Origin of the sequence: Actinobacillus porcitonsillarum, from assembly GCF_003101015.1 — a bacterium.
Lineage (GTDB): Bacteria > Pseudomonadota > Gammaproteobacteria > Enterobacterales > Pasteurellaceae > Haemophilus_A > Haemophilus_A porcitonsillarum.
The window spans coordinates 1,019,751-1,043,493 of the sequence record NZ_CP029206.1 but is presented as its reverse complement, the minus strand read 5'-3'; the positions used below and the strand labels follow the sequence as shown (position 1 = coordinate 1,043,493).

15 protein-coding genes are annotated in these 23,743 nt (G+C 40.7%); 6 read left to right on the top strand and 9 right to left on the bottom strand.

Features of this window, described 5'->3' with window-relative positions:
- Window positions 1–77 precede the first annotated feature (77 nt).
- The gene (ileS, locus tag DDU33_RS05220; protein ID WP_108923549.1) at window positions 78–2,894 is read right to left on the bottom strand and encodes an isoleucine--tRNA ligase; all 2,817 of its coding nucleotides are present in this window, start codon (window positions 2,892–2,894) and stop codon (window positions 78–80) included.
- Between the two features lie 23 nt (window positions 2,895–2,917).
- Window positions 2,918–3,883 carry a bifunctional riboflavin kinase/FAD synthetase gene (gene ribF, locus DDU33_RS05215; protein ID WP_108923546.1) on the bottom strand — a complete coding sequence of 322 codons (966 nt, stop codon included), beginning with the start codon at window positions 3,881–3,883 and terminating at the stop codon, window positions 2,918–2,920.
- Between the two features lie 245 nt (window positions 3,884–4,128).
- Between ribF and nadR the strand changes: the two genes are divergently transcribed.
- From nadR to DDU33_RS05195, 4 genes are all read left to right on the top strand, one after another.
- Window positions 4,129–5,424, top strand: coding sequence for a multifunctional transcriptional regulator/nicotinamide-nucleotide adenylyltransferase/ribosylnicotinamide kinase NadR (nadR, locus tag DDU33_RS05210; protein ID WP_108923544.1), 1,296 nt, complete (start codon window positions 4,129–4,131; stop codon window positions 5,422–5,424).
- Window positions 5,421–6,116 carry a metallophosphoesterase family protein gene (locus DDU33_RS05205; RefSeq protein WP_108923542.1) on the top strand — a complete coding sequence of 232 codons (696 nt, stop codon included), beginning with the start codon at window positions 5,421–5,423 and terminating at the stop codon, window positions 6,114–6,116. Before nadR ends, DDU33_RS05205 begins: the two co-directional genes overlap by 4 nt.
- Window positions 6,117–6,268: 152 nt before the next feature.
- Window positions 6,269–6,988: a two-component system response regulator ArcA gene (gene arcA, locus DDU33_RS05200; protein ID WP_005821635.1), complete on the top strand. Its 720-nt coding sequence runs from the start codon at window positions 6,269–6,271 to the stop codon at window positions 6,986–6,988.
- 71 nt (window positions 6,989–7,059) lie between these two features.
- Window positions 7,060–7,578: a porin family protein gene (locus tag DDU33_RS05195; RefSeq protein WP_108923540.1), complete on the top strand. Its 519-nt coding sequence runs from the start codon at window positions 7,060–7,062 to the stop codon at window positions 7,576–7,578.
- A 57-nt stretch (window positions 7,579–7,635) separates the two neighbouring features.
- On the opposite strand, the gene DDU33_RS05190 is transcribed toward DDU33_RS05195, so the two are convergent.
- Complete coding sequence (locus DDU33_RS05190; RefSeq protein WP_108923538.1) at window positions 7,636–8,172, bottom strand: KdsC family phosphatase; 537 nt, start codon at window positions 8,170–8,172, stop codon at window positions 7,636–7,638.
- A gap of 56 nt (window positions 8,173–8,228) precedes the next feature.
- On the opposite strand from DDU33_RS05190, the gene DDU33_RS05185 reads away from it, so the two are divergent.
- On the top strand, window positions 8,229–8,921 hold the full coding sequence (locus DDU33_RS05185; protein ID WP_108923536.1) for a YggS family pyridoxal phosphate-dependent enzyme: 693 nt from the start codon (window positions 8,229–8,231) through the stop codon (window positions 8,919–8,921).
- Window positions 8,922–8,986: 65 nt separating this feature from the next.
- Here the strand turns inward: DDU33_RS05185 and DDU33_RS05180 are convergent, their stop codons facing one another.
- The 6 genes from DDU33_RS05180 to DDU33_RS10985 all read right to left on the bottom strand — a co-directional run bounded on the left by DDU33_RS05180 (window position 8,987) and on the right by DDU33_RS10985 (window position 22,042).
- Complete coding sequence (locus DDU33_RS05180) at window positions 8,987–9,556, bottom strand: elongation factor P hydroxylase (RefSeq protein WP_108923534.1); 570 nt, start codon at window positions 9,554–9,556, stop codon at window positions 8,987–8,989.
- Window positions 9,543–11,306, bottom strand: coding sequence for a protein-disulfide reductase DsbD (locus DDU33_RS05175; RefSeq protein WP_108923532.1), 1,764 nt, complete (start codon window positions 11,304–11,306; stop codon window positions 9,543–9,545). The genes DDU33_RS05180 and DDU33_RS05175 overlap by 14 nt, the downstream gene beginning before the upstream one ends.
- Window positions 11,306–12,256: a calcium/sodium antiporter gene (locus DDU33_RS05170; RefSeq protein WP_108923530.1), complete on the bottom strand. Its 951-nt coding sequence runs from the start codon at window positions 12,254–12,256 to the stop codon at window positions 11,306–11,308. The genes DDU33_RS05175 and DDU33_RS05170 overlap by 1 nt, the downstream gene beginning before the upstream one ends.
- 225 nt (window positions 12,257–12,481) lie before the next feature.
- Complete coding sequence (locus tag DDU33_RS05165) at window positions 12,482–20,395, bottom strand: YadA-like family protein (protein WP_108923528.1); 7,914 nt, start codon at window positions 20,393–20,395, stop codon at window positions 12,482–12,484.
- A gap of 373 nt (window positions 20,396–20,768) precedes the next feature.
- Complete coding sequence (locus DDU33_RS05160) at window positions 20,769–21,677, bottom strand: iron-siderophore ABC transporter substrate-binding protein (protein ID WP_108923526.1); 909 nt, start codon at window positions 21,675–21,677, stop codon at window positions 20,769–20,771.
- 194 nt (window positions 21,678–21,871) lie between these two features.
- The gene (locus DDU33_RS10985; protein ID WP_237698330.1) at window positions 21,872–22,042 is read right to left on the bottom strand and encodes an ATP-binding cassette domain-containing protein; all 171 of its coding nucleotides are present in this window, start codon (window positions 22,040–22,042) and stop codon (window positions 21,872–21,874) included.
- A gap of 423 nt (window positions 22,043–22,465) precedes the next feature.
- On the opposite strand from DDU33_RS10985, the gene DDU33_RS05150 reads away from it, so the two are divergent.
- Window positions 22,466–23,497: an extracellular solute-binding protein gene (locus DDU33_RS05150; protein WP_108925253.1), complete on the top strand. Its 1,032-nt coding sequence runs from the start codon at window positions 22,466–22,468 to the stop codon at window positions 23,495–23,497.
- The last annotated feature ends 246 nt before the right edge of the window (window positions 23,498–23,743 follow it).

Below are 23,743 nucleotides of genomic sequence, written 5' to 3'. Positions count from 1 at the left end.
GGGGTTATCCCCACCCTCTAAAATATCAATATGATTTCGGGCGGGGATAAACCCCGCCCCTACGAATGAAATAGAAACTAAGCAAAACGACGAGTTTCGCCTTCGCCTGCCACATTCTCCACACAACGCCCACAAATCTCAGCGTGTTCTGCATTTGCACCAATATCTGTCGCATAGTGCCAGCAACGTGGGCATTTTTCACCGTCAGCTCTCTCTACTTTCACCGCAAGACCAGCTAATTCGCCTTCAGCAACATCGGCTTCGGCAAGTGGTTTAATCATCGCTTGTGAAGTGATTAACACGAAACGTAACTCGTTGCCTAACTGTTCTAACAACGGACGAATATCATCATTTGCATAAACGGTGACTTTCGCTTCAAGACCTGCACCGATTAACTTGTCGTTACGTGCTTGCTCTAATACACGGTTGACCTCAGCACGTACTTTTAACAGTTTTTGCCAGTAGTTGTCGTCTAATTTATCGCTTTCAGTTAAACCGAATAAGCCGGTATAAAATTCTTCGGTAAAGACAAATTCTGAACGTCCTTCCACTCGAGGCAAGTAACCCCAAATTTCATCAGCAGTGAAAGATAAAATCGGTGCCATCCAACGCACTAATGCTTCAGAAATATGCCATAACGCTGTTTGACAACTACGGCGTGCAAGGCTGTCCGCTTTAGTGGTGTATTGACGGTCTTTGATAATATCTAAATAGAACGATCCCATTTCGATTGAACAGAAACGCATTAAACGCTGAACAACGGTGTGGAATTGATAGTTATCATAGGCTTCTTTAATGTCGTTTTGTGCATCTAACGCACAGCTTACCGCCCAACGATCTAAGGCGATCATCTCTTCAGGTTTAACGAGATCACGTTTTGGATCGAAGCCGTTTAAGTTCGCTAATAGGAAACGTGCGGTATTACGGATACGGCGATAAGTGTCACCTGCACTGTTTAAAATGTTGTGCGAAACCGCAATTTCACCGGTATAGTCCGTAGAAGCGACCCATAAACGTAAAATATCTGCACCATTTTTGTTCCACACCTCACTTGGCACAATCACGTTACCGAGTGATTTTGACATTTTGCGACCTTTTTCATCGACGGTGAAACCATGTGTAAGCACTTGATTATAAGGTGCTTTATTATCGGTTGCCGTAGAAAGCATCAATGACGACATAAACCAACCACGGTGTTGGTCTGAACCTTCAAGGTACATATCTGCGGAATTGCCGTTAAATTCAGGACGTTGTTGTACCACAGACGCATAGGTCGATCCCGAGTCGAACCATACATCAAGTGTATCAGGCACTTTACGATAGATTTTCGCATCTTCTTCGCCTAACACTTCTTTCGGATCTAAATCCCACCACGCTTGAATGCCTGCTTGCTCAACACGTTTTGCCACTTCTTCAAGAATTTCTAAAGTGCGTGGGTGTAGCTGTTCAGTTTCATTATGTACAAACATTGTCATCGGCACACCCCAAGTACGCTGACGGGAAATACACCAGTCAGGACGGTTCGCCACCATCGTATCAATACGTGCTTCGCCCCAACTTGGGATCCAACGTACACGCTTAATTTCGCCTAATGCCTGTTTGCGTAAACCTTGCGTTTCCATACCGATAAACCATTGCGGTGTCGCACGGAAAATAATCGGAGTTTTATGACGCCAGCAGTGCGGATAGCTGTGTTTGATACGCTCTAATTTGAGCAACGCCCCTGTTTCTTTCAGTTTTTCAAGGACTAAATCATTACTTTCAAACACGCCTTTGCCTGCAAAGAATGGTGTAGTTGAAACGAATTTACCATCGTTTGCCACCAAACAAGCCATTTCTAATTTATATTTTTGACCTACAATATAGTCGTCTAAACCGTGATCCGGTGCGGTGTGAACTAAACCTGTACCGCCATCGGTGGTAACGTGATCACCTAAAATAAACGGCACACTATACTCATAGAACGGATGGTTAAAACGCATTAACTCTAAGTCACTGCCTTTCGCTGAACCTAACACGTCCACTTGCTCAACACCTGCTGCTTTTTGTACAGCTTCTAGAAGTTCTGCCGCAAGAATGACACGCTCATCACCAAATTGTACAAGTTGATATTCTAATTCTGCATTTAACGCAATCGCACGGTTTGACGGCAACGTCCAAGGGGTTGTTGTCCAAATCACCGCAGAAATCTGACCGCTTCCTTTGCCCTGAGCATTAAATTTCGCTTCTACTGCAACAGGATCTACCGCAGAAAAACGTACATAGATTGACGGCGAGACTTTATCTTCATATTCCACTTCGGCTTCAGCAAGGGAAGATCCACAATCTAAACACCAGTGAACCGGTTTTGAACCTTTGTATAAGTGACCATTTGCAATCACTTTACCTAATGTACGGATAATGTTCGCTTCAGTATTGAAGTTCATCGTGAGATATGGATTATCCCAATCGCCTAACACGCCCATACGGATAAAGTCTGCTTTTTGCCCTTCAACTTGTTCTGCCGCATATTTACGACATTCTTGACGGAATTCTGCTGCAGAAATTTTTTCGTTTGGCTTACCCACCAAACCTTCTACTTTCAACTCAATCGGCAAACCGTGACAGTCCCAACCAGGGATATATGGAGAGTCAAAACCTAATGCAGTCTTTGATTTAATAATAATATCTTTTAAAATTTTATTAACGGCGTGACCAAGGTGAATATTCCCGTTCGCATACGGAGGGCCATCGTGCAAAATAAAGGATTTTTTCCCTTTTGATGCTTCACGAATTTTTTGATAGAGCTTTTTGTCGTACCAATTTTGTAACATCGCAGGTTCACGCTTAGCGAGATCCCCACGCATCGGAAAGCCTGTTTCAGGCAGATTTAATGTGTTTTTGTAATCAGTCATTTTTATGTTCCAGTTAATAAAATTTAATTTAAACTTGTAAATTCTTTAAAAAATTCTACCGCTTGTTGCCTATCTTTTTCGATTTGTTCCCTTAACGCTTCAAAGCTAGGGAATTTCACTTCATTACGAATTTTTTCCAAAAAGCTCACTTCGACAGCTTCGCCGTAAATCGAACGGTTAAAATCTAAGATATGCACTTCCAACAAGGGCTTTGTTCCATTAATCGTTGGGCGGTTCCCCACATTGGCAATACCGTTATATATACCGCACTTTGTCTCTATTTTTACCGCATAAACGCCTTGCAGAGGTGTCACTAAACGATTGAGCATAATGTTTGCGGTAGGAAAGCCAATGGTTCTACCTAATTTATTCCCATGAGCGACACGCCCACCGATGGAATAAGGTTTACCCAGTAGTTTTGCGGCTAACGTTAATTCATCTTTACTTAATGCGTCACGAATTAAAGAGCTGCTGATTCTTTCGCGACCAAAGCTGTGTGTATGGCTTTCTTCAACCTCAAACCCTAGTGTTTTACCCGCATTAAGCAACGTTTGATAATTACCGCTTCGATCCGAACCAAAATGGAAGTCATCGCCCACGCTTAAATAGCGCACGTTTAACCGTTCTACCAACAATTTTTCAATAAATTCGTTTGCCGTCAGTTTTGCAAATTGTGCTGAAAAACGCACGCAAAGCACAAAATCAACCCCGGCTTTTTCTAAATACTTAAGTTTATCTCTTAAACGCATCAATCTTGCCGGAGGCTTAGCGGTTGAATTTCCTGATTTTTTTGCAAAAAACTCTCGAGGTTGAGGTTCAAATACCATCACCACCGAAGGAAAATTCAGTGTTTTTGCTTTTTCATTTAAGCGAGCCAAAATGTTTTGATGCCCTAAATGCACCCCATCAAAGTTCCCGATAGATAAAGCACACCCTTGTTGAAATACAGAGTGATTGGCTAAATTATGGAATCCTCGAATCAGTTGCATGGGTGACGGTATCTTAAAAAAACAAAATAAAAAAATTCTTCTGATTATAGCGGTTATCCGCCAAAAGAGGAAATAAAAGCGGTCTGATTCTGGCAATTTTTTGCAAAAATCAAAATAAGAAATGTCATTTTACTTTTTATGTCTTATAAATAGTGCATTTTTCTTACTATTAGGCAGAAAAGATTATTCAAATGCTACATTTTGCTTTATCATATACATGATGATTTACAATTTTTTTCTAAATTATGACAACGACAACTCATTTCGCTTACCTTCAAACCAAGCGTAAACAGCTCAAAATGAAAGTTAATGACGTGTGCAATCAAGCTGGCGTGACTCGAGCTTATTTTAATCAATTAGTCAGTGGCAAAATTAAAAACCCAAGTGCAGCAAAATTAAAAGCACTTCATCAAGTTTTAAACATTGTAGAAGATAAAAATCAACGTATTGGCGTGATTTTTGGCAAGTTCTATCCTATTCATACAGGACATATCAATATGATCTATGAAGCATTCAGTAAAGTGGATGTTTTACATGTGGTCGTCTGTACGGATACAGAACGCGATCTCCAACTCTTTAAAGAGAGCAAAATGAAGAGAATGCCAACCAATGAAGATCGCCTACGTTGGATGCAACAAATTTTTAAATATCAACAAAAACATATCTTAATTCATCATTTATCTGAAGACGGAATTCCAAGCTATCCTAACGGTTGGGAAGGTTGGGCGAATCGAGTAAAAGAATTATTTGTTGAAAAGAATATTCAACCGACCATCGTGTTTAGCAGCGAAGTGCAAGATAAAGAACCTTATGAAAAATACCTCAATTTAGAGGTTCATTTAGTCGATCCTGATCGCCAACACTTTAATGTTTCGGCAACCAAAATCCGCAATAATCCGTTCCAATACTGGCGTTTTATTCCAAAAGAAGTTCGTCCATTTTTCGTGAAAACGATTGCGATTTTAGGGGGAGAAAGTAGCGGTAAATCCGTTCTTGTGAGCAAGCTGGCAAATGTCTTTAATACAACGTCTGCTTGGGAATATGGTCGTGAATTCGTATTCGAGCAACTCGGGGGCGATGAACAAGCAATGCAATACTCCGATTATCCTCAAATGGCACTCGGACACAAACGCTACGTAGATTATGCGATGAAGCATGCCCATAAGGTGGCATTTATTGATACAGACTACATCACAACACAAGCCTTTTGTATTCAGTATGAAGGAAAATCGCATCCGTTTTTGGACTCGATGATTAAGGAATATCCTTTTGATGTAACCATTTTACTGGCTAATAATACTAAGTGGGTTGATGACGGTTTGCGTAGCTTAGGCTCTTTAAAACAACGCCAACGTTTCCAAGCATTACTCAAAAAATTGTTAGAGAAACATAATATTCCTTATATTGAAATTGAATCGCCAAGCTATTTAGATCGCTATAATCAAACAAAAGAAGTGGTTGAAGCTATTTTGAATGATGAGCCAATTCCGTTACAATTTAAGCAATATAATACAGATACCGAATCGGAAGGTAACACATGATTCTATTTGCCGGAGATCCGCATGGCAGCTACGAACACCTCTACCCTATTGTGAAATCTCAGCAAAATGTTGCATTGGTTATTTTAGGTGATTTACAACTGACTACGCCGCATGATCTCGATAAATTAGCACAATATTGTGATATTTGGTTTATTCACGGAAATCACGATAGTAAAACAGTTGCCGCTTTTGATGCCCTTTGGGGAAGTGAATGGAAAACGCGTAATTTACATGGCAAAGTAGCAGATATTCAAGGGGTCAAAATCGCTGGACTAGGTGGTGTTTTTAGAGGGCATATTTGGATGCCTCCTAACCGACCAATGTTTTTTGATCCGATTCACTACTGCCAGTATATGCCGCAAGAAAAGATTTGGCGCGGCGGTTTACCACTTAGACATCGGACTTCTATTTTCCCTTCGGATGTGGAAACCTTAGAAACACAAAAAGCGGATATTTTAATTACTCATGAAGCGCCAAGACCTCATCCCCAGGGATTCGCTGTCATCAATCAGTTAGCGAAAAAAATGGGGGTACGCAAAATATTTCATGGACATCACCATGATAATTTTGATTACAGCTCTATTAACCGTAATAAACATTGTGAGATGTTTAATATTGGCTTTCGAAGCCTTGCCGATATAAACGGAAATTATTTGATTTTTGGCATCGATGATCGGGATAAAACATCATAAAATAATCAAATTTGTTAAAAATTTGATTAAGCGTAAAAAAACGGTAAATAACTTTTTTGAGTAACCGTTACCATCAGGTACAATGATACAATTTCGCAACATTATTGAAATGTTACTATTACGTCATTTCAAAAAATTGAGGAATCTCTATTATGCAGAATAATCCACAGGTCTTAATTGTTGAAGATGAAGCTGTCACACGTAATACATTAAAAAATATCTTTGAAGCTGAAGGCTACAATGTATTTGAAGCAATTGACGGCACGCAAATGCATGAAATTCTTGCAAAGCAGACAATTCACTTAGTGATTATGGATATCAATTTACCCGGAAAAAATGGACTCATGTTAGCTCGTGAATTGAGAGAGACAACCGAAGTTGCCTTAATGTTTCTCACAGGGCGAGATAATGAAATCGATAAAATTTTAGGCTTAGAAATTGGGGCTGATGACTATATCACTAAACCCTTTAACCCTCGGGAGCTCACGATTAGAGCAAGAAACCTGCTTAGCAGAACAATGAGTGAGGATAAAGACAAACATCATCAACCTCAAAACATTGAACAGTATCACTTTAATGGTTGGACATTAGATATTAACAGTCGTAGTCTAATTAGCCCTGAAGGCGAAGAAAATAAATTACCACGTAGTGAATTTAGAGCATTACTCCACTTTTGTGAAAATCCAGGAAAAATTCAAACCCGTGAAGATCTTTTACTAAAAATGACCGGGCGTGAATTAAAACCGCACGATCGCACAGTTGATGTGACAATTCGCCGAATTCGCAAACATTTTGAAGATCATCCGAATACGCCAGAGATCATTATTACCGTACATGGCGAAGGTTATCGTTTTTGCGGTGAACTTGAATAAGACAGCTTTGTCTATTTTATTAAGCCCACAGGGCTTACTATTCTTTTTAAGATATCAATAAGGATTCGATTATGAAAAAAATGGCAGTACTTACATTAGCAGGTCTATTTTCTGCCTCTGCTTTTGCTGCACCGGTAGGTGAAACTTTTACAGGCTTAGGCGTAGGTGTTGATTTAACTACCGCAAAATATAAAGTTGATGGCGTAAAAGGTAAACAATCCACCGGCCCGGCACTTGTTGTAGATTATGGTATGGACTACGGTAACAACTTTGTTGGTATCGTTCAAGGTAAAGCAAAAGTAGGTAGTACGAAAGTTTTTAACGATGTAAAACAGAAAAATAAATACACCGTTGCTTACCAACAAGGCTACCGTGTAGGTTCAGATTTACTACCTTATGTAAAAGTGGATGCGAGCTCAAGTAAAGTAGGCGATGAAACTTACCGTGGCTTTGGCTATGGTGCCGGCGCAAAATATGCTGTATCAAGCAATGTTGAAGTTGGTGCAGAATATACACGTAACAACTTAAAACGTAGCGGTACAAAATTAAAAGGTAATGATTTTACGGCTAACGTAGGATATCGATTCTAGATTATATCCCCATATACAAGCGGTTGAATTTTGTTTACAAAATCCAACCGCTTTTTCTTATTGCGCCATCTTCTCCGCTACCGTTAAAAAACCATCGGCCGTACGGAAAATATCCCCAAAACCTTGCGCTTCTAGAATTTTATCTGACACCTCACGAAAAGCCCCTTCTCCCCCGGCTTTTTCCAGTATCCAATCAGCTTTTGCCTTGACATAATCATGAGCGTTACGTGTCGCAATCGCTAAACCACAAACCTCAAATGCCGGTAAATCTAAAGTGTCATCACCGATAAATGCAGTTTGTTCAGGTGTAACGCCTGCTTGCTTCATAATATCAAAACAAGCTGAACGCTTTTCCATTTTGCCTAAATGGGCAAGCTGAATTTTGAGAACCTCTAAACGTTTACGCAATAAGGGATGATCACCACCGGAAATGACAGCCACTTGAATACCACAAGTTTGTAACATTTTTACCCCTAACCCATCGTGAACGTGAAAACGTTTCATCACCTCGCCTTCTGCGGTGTAATACAAGCCACCATCGGTCAAAACGCCGTCCACATCCGTAATCACTAACTTTATCTTGGTCAAATCCATGTTTTTATCCTTCAATGTGTTATGATCTTCGCATTATAGCTTTTTTGGAGTGAAAGATGTCGATTTCTCAAAACTTATCTCAAATTCAACAACGTATTCAACAGATTGCTCATCAATGCCAACGTTCAGATATCCGCCTGCTGGCAGTTTCGAAAACGAAACCTGTACAAGCTATTGAAGAGGCGATCCAAGCCGGACAAAAAGCTTTTGGCGAGAATTACGTACAAGAAGGTGTAGAAAAAATTCACTACTTTAAAGAAAACAAAGAAGTTGAATGGCATTTTATCGGTCCACTCCAATCAAACAAAACCCGCCTCGTTGCTGAGCATTTTGACTGGATCCAAACCGTAGATCGTCTCAAGATTGCCGAACGCCTCAATGAGCAACGACCAGTGGGAAAAGCCCCCTTAAATGTACTGATTCAAATCAATATCAGCGATGAAAGCTCAAAATCCGGTATTGCCCCTGAAGAAATGCTCGAATTGGCACAGCAAATCGCTTCTTTACCCAACCTCCGTTTAAGAGGGTTAATGGCAATTCCAAAACCCGAAAGCGATCCTGAACAGCAAAAAGTTGCTTTGCGTAAAATGGAGCAACTTTTCCACCGCTTGCAGCAAACCTTTAGCGGTATAGATACGCTTTCTATGGGAATGTCAGATGATATGCAAAGTGCCATTGAATGTGGCTCGACCATGGTAAGAATTGGTACGGCGATTTTTGGGGCAAGAGTTTATGGGAAAGTGGCGTAAAGCTTGATGATACGGACGCCAGCGTGGCGCCCGTTTCGGTGTGTGACACACATACCTCAAATACCCTAAATCCTCGCCAAATCAAACTGATTTAAATCAATTTTATCCGGCGTGCCATAAAATTCAGCTAAGGCTTTACGTAAAATTTCCGCGCGTTTGGGTAAATAACCACGCTCCGCATAGATTTTTACTTGGTCATACACCGCTTGCTTAAAGGCAGAGTTATCCCCCGGGTTCCCCGAAAGATTATCCGCACTGGCAAAATAACGGAAGCCTGCCGCATTGGCTAATACCCACTCAATGGCTTGTGGTTTCACTTCTACCGATTCAAACTCACGCTGGCGTTCAGCCGAGCGACCATCAGGCTCATACCAATAACCGAAATCCTCCAATTGACGGCGTGCTTCTCCTGCCACGAGCCAGTGAGAAATTTCGTGCAATGCGCTGCTGTAATAACCATGCGCAAATAAAATGACGTGGTATGGACGTTCTGAAGGCTCTCCCCCTTCATTTAAAAAAGCGGGTAAATAAATGGGATAATCTTCCCCCTTTTCTAAGCGAGTATTGTATTCCTCTGCAAAACAGTGGTTAAAAATGTGAATAATATCTTCAATTTTATGATTATCTTGATTCATGTTGTTCCTTATTTAAAGAATTAAGCCAATCTAAAAAAGGCTGTGCGGCTAAAAATCCGGTAACTCTGGATTGTGTCAGTTCACGTCCTTGCTCGTCAAAAAACAGAATAGTCGGTAAACCTAACACCTGAAAATGTTTCATTAACGCACTATTTTCAGGCGAATTGTGAGTCATATCAATTTGTAGTACGACCATTTCAGAGAGCTTTTGCTGCACCATAGGATCGCTAAAGGTATATTTTTCAAATTCCTTACACGCCACACACCAATCCGCATATAAATCTAACATCACTTTTTTGCCTTGTGCGGCTTGTAATTGCGTTTCTAATTCAGCCAAAGAGTGAATACGGGTCAAAGCCAATTGAGGCTGTTGTAAAGCAGCTTTTTCAGGCTGCCACACCCAATTTACCCATGGATATGCACTTAAACCGAATAAACCCAATAAACCGAGCCGTAAAGCTAATTTGAAAAGTCCCTTACCTGACGTCAGCGAAATCAGCCACGCTAAAAATGCCATTGCTAATGCCGACCACATCAAAGGCTCCGCATTTGCCGGTAAAACCCGTGCTAATAAGAACACCGGTAACGCCAGCATCACAAAGCCAAAAGCGGTTTTGACGTGTAGCAACCACTCGCCGGATTTTGGCAATACTTGATGCCCAAATAAGGTAATCAGCATTAAAGGTAACCCCATACCCAACGCCAACAAATATAAGGCTAATGCGCCAATAAACAGGTCACCCGATTGAGCAACATAAAGTAATGCACCGGAGAGTGGCGCCGAGGTACAAGGCGAGGCAATCAGCCCAGCAATCATTCCCATCACAAACACACTACCAACTGCACCGCCTTGTTGCTGTTGGCTCATTTGGTTTAATTTCTGTTGCCATGCATTGGGTAAACGGATTTCAAACAGCCCGAACATGGAAGCTGCGAGCAAAATAAACAATACCGATAAACCAATTAACACAGGCGGACTCTGCAATGCCACTTGAAAGGGTAAGCCAATCGCCGAAACGGCTAACCCTAGCAACGTATAAGTTAAAGCCATGCCTTGCACGTAGCTAAAACTCAACAATGCCGCACGTAATCGGGTTGGGCGTGTCTTATTGCCCATCACAATGGCAGAGAGTAAAGGCAACATCGGCAAGACGCAAGGCGTAAAGGCTAAGCCTAATCCTAAAATGAAAAACCAGAAAACCGAAAACACATTCGTAGAAAGTTGTTTTGCTAGTTGATCTTGTTCGCTCACAGGAGAAGCGGTTGTATTTTCGGTATTTTTTGCAAATGTTTCTGTCGATTCGACCGCTTGCGCATTTAACAACGCTTTATCTAAAGTTACGCTAACGGTTTCAGGCGGATAACAAAAGCCTTTCGTACAGCCTTGATAACGCACCTCAACCGTCCCGTTTTCGGCTTGCTGAATCGGCACATTTAAGGATAACTGTTGGCGGAAAATATCTACATCGCCAAAAAATTCATCGTGATAACGCTCCGCTTGCGGAAATTGCCATTGCCCCAAGATCGCATTTTGTGGCGTGAGTGAGATCTCTTTTTGATAGAGATAATATCCTTCTGCAATCTGCCAATTTAATGCCAATACCCCATTTTTTTGTTGGGAAGAAAAGGCAAATGCTTCTTGAGAAGTTAAAAACTGCGGTTTGCGATCAAAAATGCCTGCATGAGCAGAAGCACCCACCCAAAGCATAAAAAGCACCGCCCAAACACGTTTTATCTTTATACTAAACATCATATCGCCGTTTGTAATAAATAAAGGGAATATCCTACAAAACAGGCTAAAAAAAGACATCCCTCCAAGCGGTTAATTTCACGTCTTTTTTTACCCATTTTCCAACTAAAAATCCAAAGGAGCAGCGTGAGCCCCGACATTGCCAACATATCACGGCTGAAAATAGCCGATTCCACCTGCATAGGCTGAATTGCACCAGCAATCCCCACCACCGCCAGAGAGTTAAATAAATTTGAGCCCACGATATTCCCTAAGGCTAAATCAGATTCCCCTCGGCGAGCCGCAACCAGTGAAGAGGCTAATTCAGGTAAAGACGTGGCCACCGCAACAATAGTTAAGCCAATGACTAAATCACTGATCCCAAGCGATTTTGCAATCTCCACCGCACCAATAACCAGCAATCTTGCACTCACCATCAAGACCAACAATCCCACCACCAACCAGAAAAAGGCTTGTTTGCGAGACATGGTTTCACTAGGCAATTCTTCTACTTCAGTAGGGCTTTCTGCTTTGCCTAGCCAAAGGCTCCAAATCATATAAAGAGCAAAAAGCACCAATAAAATGACCGCTTCTACACGGCTTACAATCGCATCCATCATAAAATAAGCAGATAACGCCGTAACCCCTAATAAAATCGGTAACTCTCGCCAAACCACAGCTTTTGCAACGTGAATCGGACGAAGTAACGCCGTAAGCCCTAAAATCAATGCGATATTCGCAATGTTCGAACCATAGGCATTCCCCAACGCAATCCCCGAAGCCCCATTTAAGGCGGAAGATGCCGACACTAACATTTCAGGGGCAGAAGTCCCAAAGCCAACAATGACCATGCCGATTAACAGTGGCGACATCCCCAAATAACGTGCAGTTTGCGAGGCTCCGCTTACAAATTTATCAGCGCTCCAAACTAATAAAATCAACCCGGAAATAAGATAAATGACATTTAACATGATTATTCCTTAAGGCATGAAAGAGTGGGGATATTATAGAGGATTCACATGTTTCACATCAAATTTCGTGATGTTTAAATATCCTGTAGGGGCGCCACGCTGGCGCCTGTTTTGATGTATCACATCACACAAAATAACCTTCATTGGCAATATAAAAATTAAACATAAAAAAAATGCGACCCTTTCGAGTCGCATTTATTATTTTTGATTCGCTAGATTAGCGGATTACCATTGGTAACCTACACCCACAGAACCACCGATATCACCACGGGTATTCGCATTACCTTGTAATTTAAGGATTAGCTTACCGTTATCAGATGCACGTGAGTAACCCACTGCCACAGCTGATTGACCTTTGAAGGTACCTGCTGCCGCTGCAACCATTGATTTACCTGGGATATAAACTTGTGGTAAACCTGCTGCTGCGTTCGCACCTGCGATACCTGCACGTAAGTCTTTGTTGTTACGGTTGATCTTGTTGTGAATATCGCCAGCCGCTTGTTTTAATTGGCTATAATTCACTGCATCTGTATCCGCAGTACCCGCTGCTACGTTAGTGATTTTCGCTGCAGAACCATCTTTCTTCGCAACTTTTACATCACCATTTGTATCACCGCTGATAACTGGACCAGTGCTTCCACCTACTTGAACAGTTTCAAATGTTGGTGTCATTGACGTTGCTACATTGATCGTTTTACCTGAACCACTCACAACGATATTGTTACCCGCATTGATAGTGACTGTATCACCTGCTTTCACTTTATCGCCTGCTTCATAAGTAGATTGACCTGTTGAGCCTTCAACTTTACTTGCATTCACGTTCCAGCTTGCTTTATTTACAGTATCAACAAGCGTTGTTGCATTCACGTAATTTGCACCGTCTGTACCTGTAGGCGCTGCAATGCTGCCATTACTATTAGCTACAGTTGGGTTCGCAGTATTAACATCATAACTTACGTTAAAGGTATCTGGTTGACCATCTTTACCTTTCACAACTGTTACGTTCGCTGTTGTACCGTTACCGTTCACGTAATTAACCGTATCACCTGGGTTGATCACTTCTGCCGTTGGGTTTTCAACTTTATTACCATTTGCATCAATTACTGTTGTTGGTGTTGTTGTCCAACCCGTATTATTGATTGTATTGATAACATCAGCAGTTGTTGCAACTTTATTCGGTGCGATATCGCCTTCAGCAACACCCGTTGTGGTATTCGCTTTTACGCTACCTTTATCGATTTCAACAGAGATCTCACGAACACCTGTTGTTGCATTCGTTTTACCTGCGATATCAATGCCGTTACCACCAATAAATTCAACTTTGTTTGCATTCTTAACTGTATCTACATACTCGTTATCTTGAACACCTACTACCCAACCCATGTTCGCTAAGTCACGTACGGTTGCCGCTGAATTTAATACGTTTTCTGCTAACGGTGCATCTTTCGAACCTAAGTCCACTAGCTTATCACTACCCGTACTTCCCGTACCTTCCGGTGCTGTCGTTACTGTCGTTGTATTTAAGCTTGAACCTACGCCCGTAATTTGCGTTGGGTTACCTGCTGTATCTGTGATATTTAACGCTGATTGGTTATCGATCGGGCTGCCGCTTGCTGTGTTGTTCGCTGCAATACCTTTCTCATTCGTTAAATTCACTGCATTTGTACCACCGTTATTTAACGTCAGGTTGTTCGATGTTACGTTGTTGAACGTTACATCATCTGCTGTTGCAAATGTGATGTTTGTACCTTCTTGTTTTGCAATCAAGTTTTTACCTGATTTTAATACAAGCTCGCTACCCGCTTTCACTTGTGCATTCGCTTTACCATCTTGATCTGCAAATGTTGCAGTGTCGCTTCCAATCGTTACATTAAACGCTGCATTGTTAATTGCATTCACAACTGTTGAAGCATTTAAGAAGCTGTCGCCATCTACTGGTGCTGCTACTGTACCGTTTGCATTCACGCCATTTGGTGTTGTGTCATCACCTAATGTCGTTGTATTTACATCATAACTTACGTTAAAGGTATCTGGTTGACCATCTTTACCTTTCACTACCGTTACGTTCGCTGTTGTACCGTTACCATTTACATAGTTAACTGCATCACCTGGGTTGATCACTTCTGCTGTTGGGTTTTCAACTTTATTACCATCTGCATCAATTACTGTTGTTGGTGTTGTTGTCCAACCTGAGTTATTAATTGCATCAGCAACTTGTCCACCCGTTACAAAGTTACCAGAACCTGTTGCAGAACCTGTAGTGCTGTTACTTGTTACATTACCTGTTTCAACAGCAATAGTGATTTCACGAACACCTGTTGTTGCATTCGTTTTACCTGCGATATCAACGCCGTTACCACCAATAAATTCAACTTTGTTTGCATTCTTAACTGTATCTACATACTCGTTATCTTGAACACCTACTACCCAACCCATGTTCGCTAAGTCACGTACGGTTGCCGCTGAATTTAATACGTTTTCTGCTAACGGTGCATCTTTCGAACCTAAGTCCACTAGCTTATCACTACCCGTACTTCCCGTACCTTCCGGTGCTGTCGTTACTGTCGTTGTATTTAAGCTTGAACCTACGCCCGTAATTTGCGTTGGGTTACCTGCTGTATCTGTGATATTTAACGCTGATTGGTTATCAATCGGGCTGCCGCTTGCTGTGTTGTTCGCTGCAATACCTTTCTCATTCGTTAAATTCACTGCATTTGTACCACCGTTATTTAACGTCAGGTTGTTTGATGTTACGTTGTTAAACGTTACATCATCTGCTGTTGCAAATGTGATGTTTGTACCTTCTTGTTTCGCAATCAAGTTTTTACCTGATTTTAATACAAGCTCGCTACCCGCTTTCACTTGTGCATCTTCTTTACCATCTTGATCTGTAAATGCTGTTTTATCTGATGCAATTGTTACGTTAAACGCTGCATTGTTAATTGCATTCACAACTGTTGAAGCATTTAAGAAGCTGTCGCCATCTACTGGTGCTGCTACTGTACCGTTTGCGTTCACGCCATTTGGTGTTGTGTCATCACCTAATGTCGTTGTATTTACATCATAACTTACGTTAAAGGTATCTGGTTGACCATCTTTACCTTTCACTACCGTTACGTTCGCTGTTGTACCGTTACCATTTACATAGTTAACTGCATCACCTGGGTTGATCACTTCTGCTGTTGGGTTTTCAACTTTATTACCATCTGCATCAATTACTGTTGTTGGTGTTGTTGTCCAACCTGAGTTATTAATTGCATTAGCAACTTGATCACCTGTTACAAAGTTAGTTGTACCGTTTGCAAGACCAGTTGTTGTATTTGACTCTACAGAACCTTTATTAACAGCGATTGTAATTTCACGTACGCCATCTTTCGTCTCACCTGTTACATTAACGCCATCGCCAATGAATTTCACTTCATTTGCATTTTTAACGCCATCTTTATAACTATTACCAGCAGCACTTACAATCCATCCCATGTTCGCTAAATCACGAACAGTTGCAGCTGAATTTAAAATATTATCAGGTAATGTTGTTGTTCCATTCGGTGTTAATGCTAAATCAATAAACGTCGTAGAGTTTGCTGAACCAGTTCCGGTTGGTGCTGTATCTACTGTTGTTGTATTTAAGCTTGAACCTACACCTGTAATTTGCGTTGGGTTACCTGCTGTATCTGTGATATTTAACGCTGATTGGTTATCAATCGGATTACCAGTTGCCGTATTGTTTGCAGCAACACCTTTCTCATTCGTTAAATTCACTGCATTTGTACCACCGTTATTTAACGTTAGGTTGTTTGATGTTACGTTGTTAAACGTTACATCATCTGCAGTTGCAAATGTAATGTTAGTATTGTCTTGTTTTACAACTAAGTTCTTACCTGATTTTAATACAAGCTCGCTACCCGCTTTCACTTGCGCATTATCTTTACCAGCAAGATCTGCAAATGTTGTTTTATCTGCTTCAATTGTTACGTTAAACGCTGCATTGTTAATTGCATTCACAACCGTTGAAGCATTTAAGAAGCTGTCGCCATTTGCTGGTGCTGCTACTGTACCATTTGCGTTCACGCCATTTGGTGTTGTGTTGTCACCTAATGTCGTTGTATTCACATCAAATGTTACGTTATAACCTGTTGTATTGCCATTCGCATCAGTAATTGGCGTTACTTGTGCTGTTGTGCCGTTACCATTTGCGTAATTTACAACATCTCCTGCAGCATAAGTTGTAATGTTAGTACCATTTGCTTGGATTGGTGCTTTATTTACTGCAACAGTAATTTCACGAACATTACCGTCTGTGTTACCCGTTACCGTTACACCATCTTTACCTACAAATTTCACTTCATTCGCATTTTTTACTGCGTCTGTATAGTTGTTACCTGCTGCAGAAACAACCCAACCCATATTTTGTAAATCACCGACTGTTGCCGCTGAGTTTGGATTTGTTGCATTCGCTAAATCAACTAAATTTACTGTATTTGGTTTTGTACCATCTGCTGAACCATTTGGCGCAGTCGCTACAGTTGTCGTATTTAAGGTTGAACCTACACCTGTAATTTGTGTTGGTTTACCATCTGTACTTGTAATATTTAATGCACTTGTTGGCGCATCTGCATTATTTGTTGCAGGCTGAGCCGCTTCGTTCACTAAATTAACGCCACCTGTAGTGCCATTTGATAATGTAACTTTGTTGAAATCAACTTCTTCTTTTGTTGCAAACGTGATGTTTGTACCTTCTTGTTTTGCAATCAAGTTTTTACCTGATTTTAATACAAGCTCGCTACCCGCTTTTACTGAAGCATTTGCTTTACCATCTTGATCGGTAAATTCAGTTGCATCACTTGCAATCGTTACATTAAACGCTGCATTGTTAATTGCATTAGCAACAGTTGTTGCATTAACTAATTTATCTCCGTCTGTCGGCGCGGCTACAGTACCGTTATCTGCCATTGTTAATGTCGTGTTAGACACATCCGGAAGATTTACTTTAGATAAATCTACATCGTAAGCAATCGTGGTATTGTTATCATCAACCTTAGTTACAGTAACAGTGGTATTTGCACCTGCAATAAAGTGAACTTCATCACCGAATGTAACGTTATTTACAACTGCGCCATTACCCACTTTCCAGAAACCTGAATTTACTGCTTTTGCAACATCGTCTGCCGTTACAACACCAGGGGTTGTCGTATTAGGAACAACCGTACCATCAGTTGTAGTATCAAATGAACCTTTAGCAACGTTATAAGTTACATCTACGCCACCTGTGGTTGTATTTGCTTTATGAGAAACCGTTGCTAAACCTTCTGCTAAGAAGTTAGTCTGAGCACCTGGTAATAATGTTACATTTGTACCACCGTTTGATGTAACGTTATAGCCTTTAGCCACTTCTGCCGCTACAGCGTAAAGCTGTGAACCATTGATAGCATCAGTTGAAGTTGCAGAAATGTTACCTGCTGCCACATTCACTAATTGACGTTCAGCACCAGCAGAACCAACAGATACCACTGAAGCCGGTGAAGTACCTGCAAAACCACTATAAGTTAATGGACCTACCGTTGCGCTATTTTCAGATGTTGCCGCACGAGTGGTTGAACCATTACCTAATGCCACAGCACCTGCGTGTGAAGCTGTTGCCGCTGCACCAATTGAAGTTGCATTTTCAGCTGACGTAATTGAGGTATTACCTAATGCAACGCCATTTGTTGCACCTGTATTAACTTGCGCACGGTTACCTAAAGCTACACCATAGTCTGCTTCTGTGACCGCACCCGCACCTAATGCAGAAGAACGCGTTCCGTTAGCTGTCGCAGTACGACCAAGTGCAACAGCACGTTCTCCTTGTGCTAAAGAAGAACGACCTACAGCAATGGAAGAGTCTCCACTTACAGCCCCAGTACCTGGTAAAATACCAGCATTTGTACCAATTGAAATAGCATCTGATGCATTAGCTGCGGCACCTTGACCAATCGCTGTTGCATTAGCAGCTAAACCTTTTGCTTGCTGACCAATAGCTATAGCCATAGACGCATTTGTTGTTGCATATGGACCGATTGCCACAGAATTAGCCGCATTTGAGCTCGCATTAGAACGGGCACCAATAGCAACTGATTCATTCGCAGTAGCGTTAGAATAACTACCTAAAGCCGTTGCAAGACCGCCATTAGAACTACTTGCATTACCTACTGCAACAGACTCACTACCATTTGCCGATACAGTATAACCTATAGCAACAGATGATTGGCCTATAGCAGAAGCATCAAAACCAATAGCTGTACTCCCTTCTCTAGTTTCTGTTGAATAACCAATTGCTACAGAAGTTGCACATGCAACAGAATCCATACCAATAGCAACACCACGAGTTTGTGAAGTCGAGTTATAACCGATTACAGTGGCACACGCATATGCTTTAGTTTCAGGACCAATAGCTACAGCTTCTGTTGTAGATGTTGCATTTAGCCCCATTGAGATAGATTTAGTACCTGCTGTTGTATTTGTACCAATAGCAATAGCATAGTCTACAGTTGTACCAGCACCAATAGTTGCATTGTTACCAATTGCAATTGAATCCGTACCATTAGCAATAACACTTGCGTTACCAATTGCAACACTGTTCGTAGCATTAGTAATAGATGTTGAGTTACCCATCGCAACAGATGCATCACCACTTGCTGTAGTATTATAACCAACAGCAGATGCGTAATTGCCTTTCGCAGTCGTATTTTCACCCGCAGCTAATGCTGCTGTTCCTGTTGCACCTGCAGCAGAAGTAATATCGCCTAAGTTAGTTGTTGCATCACCTTTACCCGTATTTGAACCATTATTCACATGGAAATACGTTGAAGTATCTGTAGTACCGCCTGTTGCTGTACTTGCAGGCACGCTTAAATCATAAGTTGTAACGCCTGTTGTTGCATCAGTAGTCACTGTAACATTTACAGTATTATCTTTTGAAGTTACAACAGCTTTCTTCGCAGCTTCAACTGCAACTAAATAAAGCTGTGAACCGTTAATTGCATCTGTAGAAGTTGCAGAAATATTACCTGCTGCAACATTAATAATTTGACGCTCTTTACCTACAGCACCAACAGAAACAATACCATTTGCAGCAGAACCTTGACCCGCAAATGTGCCATAAGTTACGCCTAATAACGTTGTTGAAGTTTCAGTTGTTGCAGCACGGTCTGTTGAACCTTGACCTAAAACCACACTGTTATCTTGAGTTGTGGTTAAGTTACTACCAAATACAAATGTATTTTGGTTTTTCACATTCGCATTCGCACCTAAAGCAACTGAGTAATTGCCAGATACATTGGTCGTATTACCAATAGCAATCGCATCTTTAGCTGAAGATTTTGATTCCGGACCAATTGCAAGCGCTCTCTCGCCACTTGCATTTGAACGCCAGCCGTTTGCAATAGCACGCATACCACTTGCATTTGCACCAGCACCCATTGCCATCGCACGGTTACCAGAAGCATTAGAAAGTGTACCAATTGCAATTGCATTACGGTTAGTTGCAGACGATTCAGCACCTAATGCTAACGCTGGCACATTTGAATAACGAGTATTACCTTGAGAGTCATACCAAACCTCAACACCATCTGCGGTCAACTGACCATCTACTGCAGTATCTGTTGCGCTATTACTTTCCACAGTGTTCGCATAGGCATCAAAACCAGCAGCAAGTGTATTATTACCAAAAGCTTGAGCTTTCATACTAATCGCTGTTGAAGATTGGCTATATGCTTTAGCATCTGCACCAACAGCCACACCATTCTCTTGAAGGGTTCTAGCGTTTAAACCAATTGCGACACTTGAATCAGCTGCTGCTGCAACATTTGTACCAATTGCAACACTCGAGTGATTTTGCGTAACCGCATTGTAACCAATCGCCACACTACCGTCATTTGTTCTAGTATATGAACCATCGCTCACTGATGTACCAAGTGTTACTGCCTGAGCATTGCCACCAATTAATGCAGCACCCGCCACACCTAAAGCTAATAATGCTTTGCTTGGCTCTACACGGTTATCCGTTGTTGAAGCGGACTTACCTTTTGTTCTTGTTAATTCTGATACCACGACAAAACTTTGCGTTGCGTGATTCCAAATGACTTTGAAAATTTTATTCATGTATGATTAACCTCATATTAAATGACATTATGTTAATGTAGGATTTTCTAGTTTCATTAAGCGATAACGCTGCCTAATGACCCCAGTAAATACTTAGCATATTACTCTGAATTTGATTAATATCAATAACCCATCCCTAAGCTTTACATTGATTTTAATATTTTCATTCTTTAAACTTATTGTAAAGATGAGTAATCCTGCATCGCAGGCGCTGATTATACAACATCCATTTTTGATTAATAGATGCACAATAAAAAAATATGCATAATGTCCGCTATCATGTAACAAATGCACTATTCCTTCATTTGATAACATGGCGATGTATAAATAATAAAAGCGTAGGGACGCCACGCTGGCGTCCCTTGTGTGGTTTTTATCCCTCTCCTCCGTGGATTAAACCGTTTGCAAGTGCCTCTGCAAAACGTTGGGCGGAAGGAATCCCACCGAAAGTCCAAAGCGCCGGTAATATAACCGGGTCTCTCGCCATATCGAGCTTTTTCCAAAGGACATTGTATTTAATCGCCAAAGCAACATTTGTTGGGAGAGGCTTTATAACGACAAATCGGCTATTTTTAGGTAATTGGGATAATTGCGTCACTTCAATGGTTTCAAATCCCCAATAATTATGTGTACCTTGCCAAGCATTTTTAAAACCCAGTTGCCCCAATACATGTCCGCAAGGGCTATTTTGTGCATAAATACGTAAATGGCGTGAATCAATAAATTGAACCAAAGCGATAGGGCGATCTAAATAAGGTTTGACAAGCGGTGCAATTGTATTAATCGTATACGAATATTGATTTAATAAGAGTTCAAAAGCATCTGGCTTATTAATGAGCTCGGCAATTCGCTTTGTTGCATTTATTACATTTACCCATGCGTCACCTTCTTGGTAAAAGTCGATGACTTCAACATTCTTAGCATGTTTTTTAAGTTGTGATGTTGCCTGCCTATAAAAATTACTATTAATAAAAGTTAAAGAGGCAGGCTCTAAATGGAGAGGAGGCTGGGCTATTTGTTCTGGATTAGGTTGTAATCGAATACCTAAATCTTGCATCGGTTCAGGTAATACTGGATTCCAGCGGTTATAATTTTTTGCGTCGCCCATTGTTATAGGATTTTCACCTAATGCGATTAATGTTTCTGCGACCGTCCAATCTAGTGTTACAAAAACTTCCTCTGGCTCCCCTGCATACGCAGATAATACAAAAAAACTGAAAAAAATAACCGCTTGTAAACGGCGTAAAAGGATATTGTATAAGTAAGAAATGGATTTTTTCATCAATAGAAACTCACCGTTTTTGTAGCAAGATGTTTAATAACATGTCATTTAATACTACAAATTGTGTTATATAACGCCCCATTGCAATTAGCTTTCAGCAGTCAGATCTGCTGTTTGGCGTAAATGCCGAGGCAGTAAAGCTACTTACTGAGCATATACATATATGTGCCGCCCACTCATTTAGTGCGATATTATCAAAGGTAATATTTCCTGATGAATGTGTATTTTTTTGCGAGTAGCTTGATGAGCGTAAATTTACCAGAACCATTATGCCCTATAAGGCTATATACATTCCTTTGTCCAAACGATAATGAAATATCGCTAAGTAATGTTCGGTTAGGTTTTTCAAATGAAGCCTTTACCATATTGAACATTATTGTCTCCTTTTATTTTGTTTTTTTAGTTCTAAGATAACACAAGTGATGCCACTGTCCTAAAAACATCCATAAAATATCAGTATTTACTCCACGTAATATCCACGTCTAATAGAATATCCATAATTAATAATTAGACATATCGGAGCAGAAATTTACGTTCTGCGGTTGAACAAATTACATGTGTAAATATCTAATACCTATTTTACTTTTTAGGGCGCTTATTCTAATTAAAAACACTTCGCATTTAAAATCTATTTTTATCAAATTTCTCTTCATTTTGCTAAAAAATAGCTTTTCTTATAGAAAAACAGAAATGAAGTCGCTATAATTGCACGCTTTTTGGGCGAGGGGTAATTTCTCTCGTTGTCTTTTTTACCTTGTTTATCTTATGGGGATAAAAAATTGAATAAAATGTTGGCGAAATTCACAGCAATTGCTGTGGCATTCTCAGCAATGGCAACTCATGCCGCTGAAAAACTTTATGTGTATAACTGGACAGAATACGTTCCTTCTTCTTTATTAGAACGTTTTACCAAAGAAACGGGCATCGAAGTGATTTATTCCACTTTCGAAAGTAATGAAGAGATGTACTCTAAGTTAAAATTATCAAATTCAAAGGGCTACGATATTGTTTTTCCGTCAAGCTACTATGTGGGCAAGATGGCAAAAGAAGGGATGTTAGCGGAATTGGATAAATCGAAACTGACAAATTTGAAAAATGTGTCGCAGGAATTGATGGCAAAACCGTTCGACCCTGAAAATAAATACTCGTTACCTTATGTTTACGGTTTAACGGGCATTGGGGTAAATGCTTCAGAAATCGATCCTAACGCGCTTTCAAGCTGGGGCGATTTATGGCGTGAGGAATACAAAGGCAAATTATTGCTGATGAATGACCCTCGTGAAGTTTTCCATATTGCACTTTTATTAGATGGCAAATCGCCAAATAGTGAAAATGAGCAAGAGATTAAATCCGCTTATGAGCGTTTGAAAAAACTCATTCCAAACGTGTTAGTGTTTAACTCAGATTCGCCTGAAATGCCTTATTTACAAGGCGAAGTATCGGTAGGTATGCAGTGGTCGGGTTCGGCTTATCGTGCGAAAAATGAAAATAAAGATTTACAATTTATTTTCCCGAAAGAAGGCGCGGTATTGTGGATGGATAACTACGTGATCCCGAAAGGTGCGGTAAATAAAGAGGCGGCACATAAATTTATTGATTTCCTACTTCGTCCTGAAAGTGCGAAGGAAGTAATCGAAACCATGGGCTTTTCAATGCCAAATGAAGGCGTGAAAGCGTTGCTACCGACAGAAACGGTAAATGATCCTTTGATTTTCCCACCTAAAGCGGAAATTGAGAAAGGCGTTCTACAAGCAGATGTAGGTTCTGCGGTAGAAATTTATGAAAAATACTGGAACTTGTTAAAAACAGGCAGTAAGTAAAATTCGATATGATTTAACAGTTGCACAAACATTTAATATCTTTTCGTAGGGGTGGGGTTTATCCCCACCCGAATATCAATGATTGCTTATGGGCGGGGATAAACCCCGCCCCTACGAAATGCTCTTAGATGTAGGGTGGACGTAAGTCCACGCATGAAGATCGTTATTCTAAGCGTGGACTTACGTCCACCCTACAAAATTAAAGGTTTGTGCATTTGCTACATCATACCGGTGTTTTTAAATCGA

Bases quoted from the DNA above. Each gene is read 5' to 3' on its own strand.
- ileS (WP_108923549.1), bottom strand. From the start codon at position 2,894: ATGACTGATTACAAAAACACATTAAATCTGCCTGAAACAGGCTTTCCG.
- ribF (WP_108923546.1), bottom strand. From the start codon at position 3,883: ATGCAACTGATTCGAGGATTCCATAATTTAGCCAATCACTCTGTATTT.
- nadR (WP_108923544.1), top strand. From the start codon at position 4,129: ATGACAACGACAACTCATTTCGCTTACCTTCAAACCAAGCGTAAACAG.
- DDU33_RS05205 (WP_108923542.1), top strand. From the start codon at position 5,421: ATGATTCTATTTGCCGGAGATCCGCATGGCAGCTACGAACACCTCTAC.
- arcA (WP_005821635.1), top strand. From the start codon at position 6,269: ATGCAGAATAATCCACAGGTCTTAATTGTTGAAGATGAAGCTGTCACA.
- DDU33_RS05195 (WP_108923540.1), top strand. From the start codon at position 7,060: ATGAAAAAAATGGCAGTACTTACATTAGCAGGTCTATTTTCTGCCTCT.
- DDU33_RS05190 (WP_108923538.1), bottom strand. From the start codon at position 8,172: ATGGATTTGACCAAGATAAAGTTAGTGATTACGGATGTGGACGGCGTT.
- DDU33_RS05185 (WP_108923536.1), top strand. From the start codon at position 8,229: ATGTCGATTTCTCAAAACTTATCTCAAATTCAACAACGTATTCAACAG.
- DDU33_RS05180 (WP_108923534.1), bottom strand. From the start codon at position 9,556: ATGAATCAAGATAATCATAAAATTGAAGATATTATTCACATTTTTAAC.
- DDU33_RS05175 (WP_108923532.1), bottom strand. From the start codon at position 11,306: ATGTTTAGTATAAAGATAAAACGTGTTTGGGCGGTGCTTTTTATGCTT.
- DDU33_RS05170 (WP_108923530.1), bottom strand. From the start codon at position 12,256: ATGTTAAATGTCATTTATCTTATTTCCGGGTTGATTTTATTAGTTTGG.
- DDU33_RS05165 (WP_108923528.1), bottom strand. From the start codon at position 20,395: ATGAATAAAATTTTCAAAGTCATTTGGAATCACGCAACGCAAAGTTTT.
- DDU33_RS05160 (WP_108923526.1), bottom strand. From the start codon at position 21,677: ATGAAAAAATCCATTTCTTACTTATACAATATCCTTTTACGCCGTTTA.
- DDU33_RS10985 (WP_237698330.1), bottom strand. From the start codon at position 22,042: ATGGTAAAGGCTTCATTTGAAAAACCTAACCGAACATTACTTAGCGAT.
- DDU33_RS05150 (WP_108925253.1), top strand. From the start codon at position 22,466: ATGTTGGCGAAATTCACAGCAATTGCTGTGGCATTCTCAGCAATGGCA.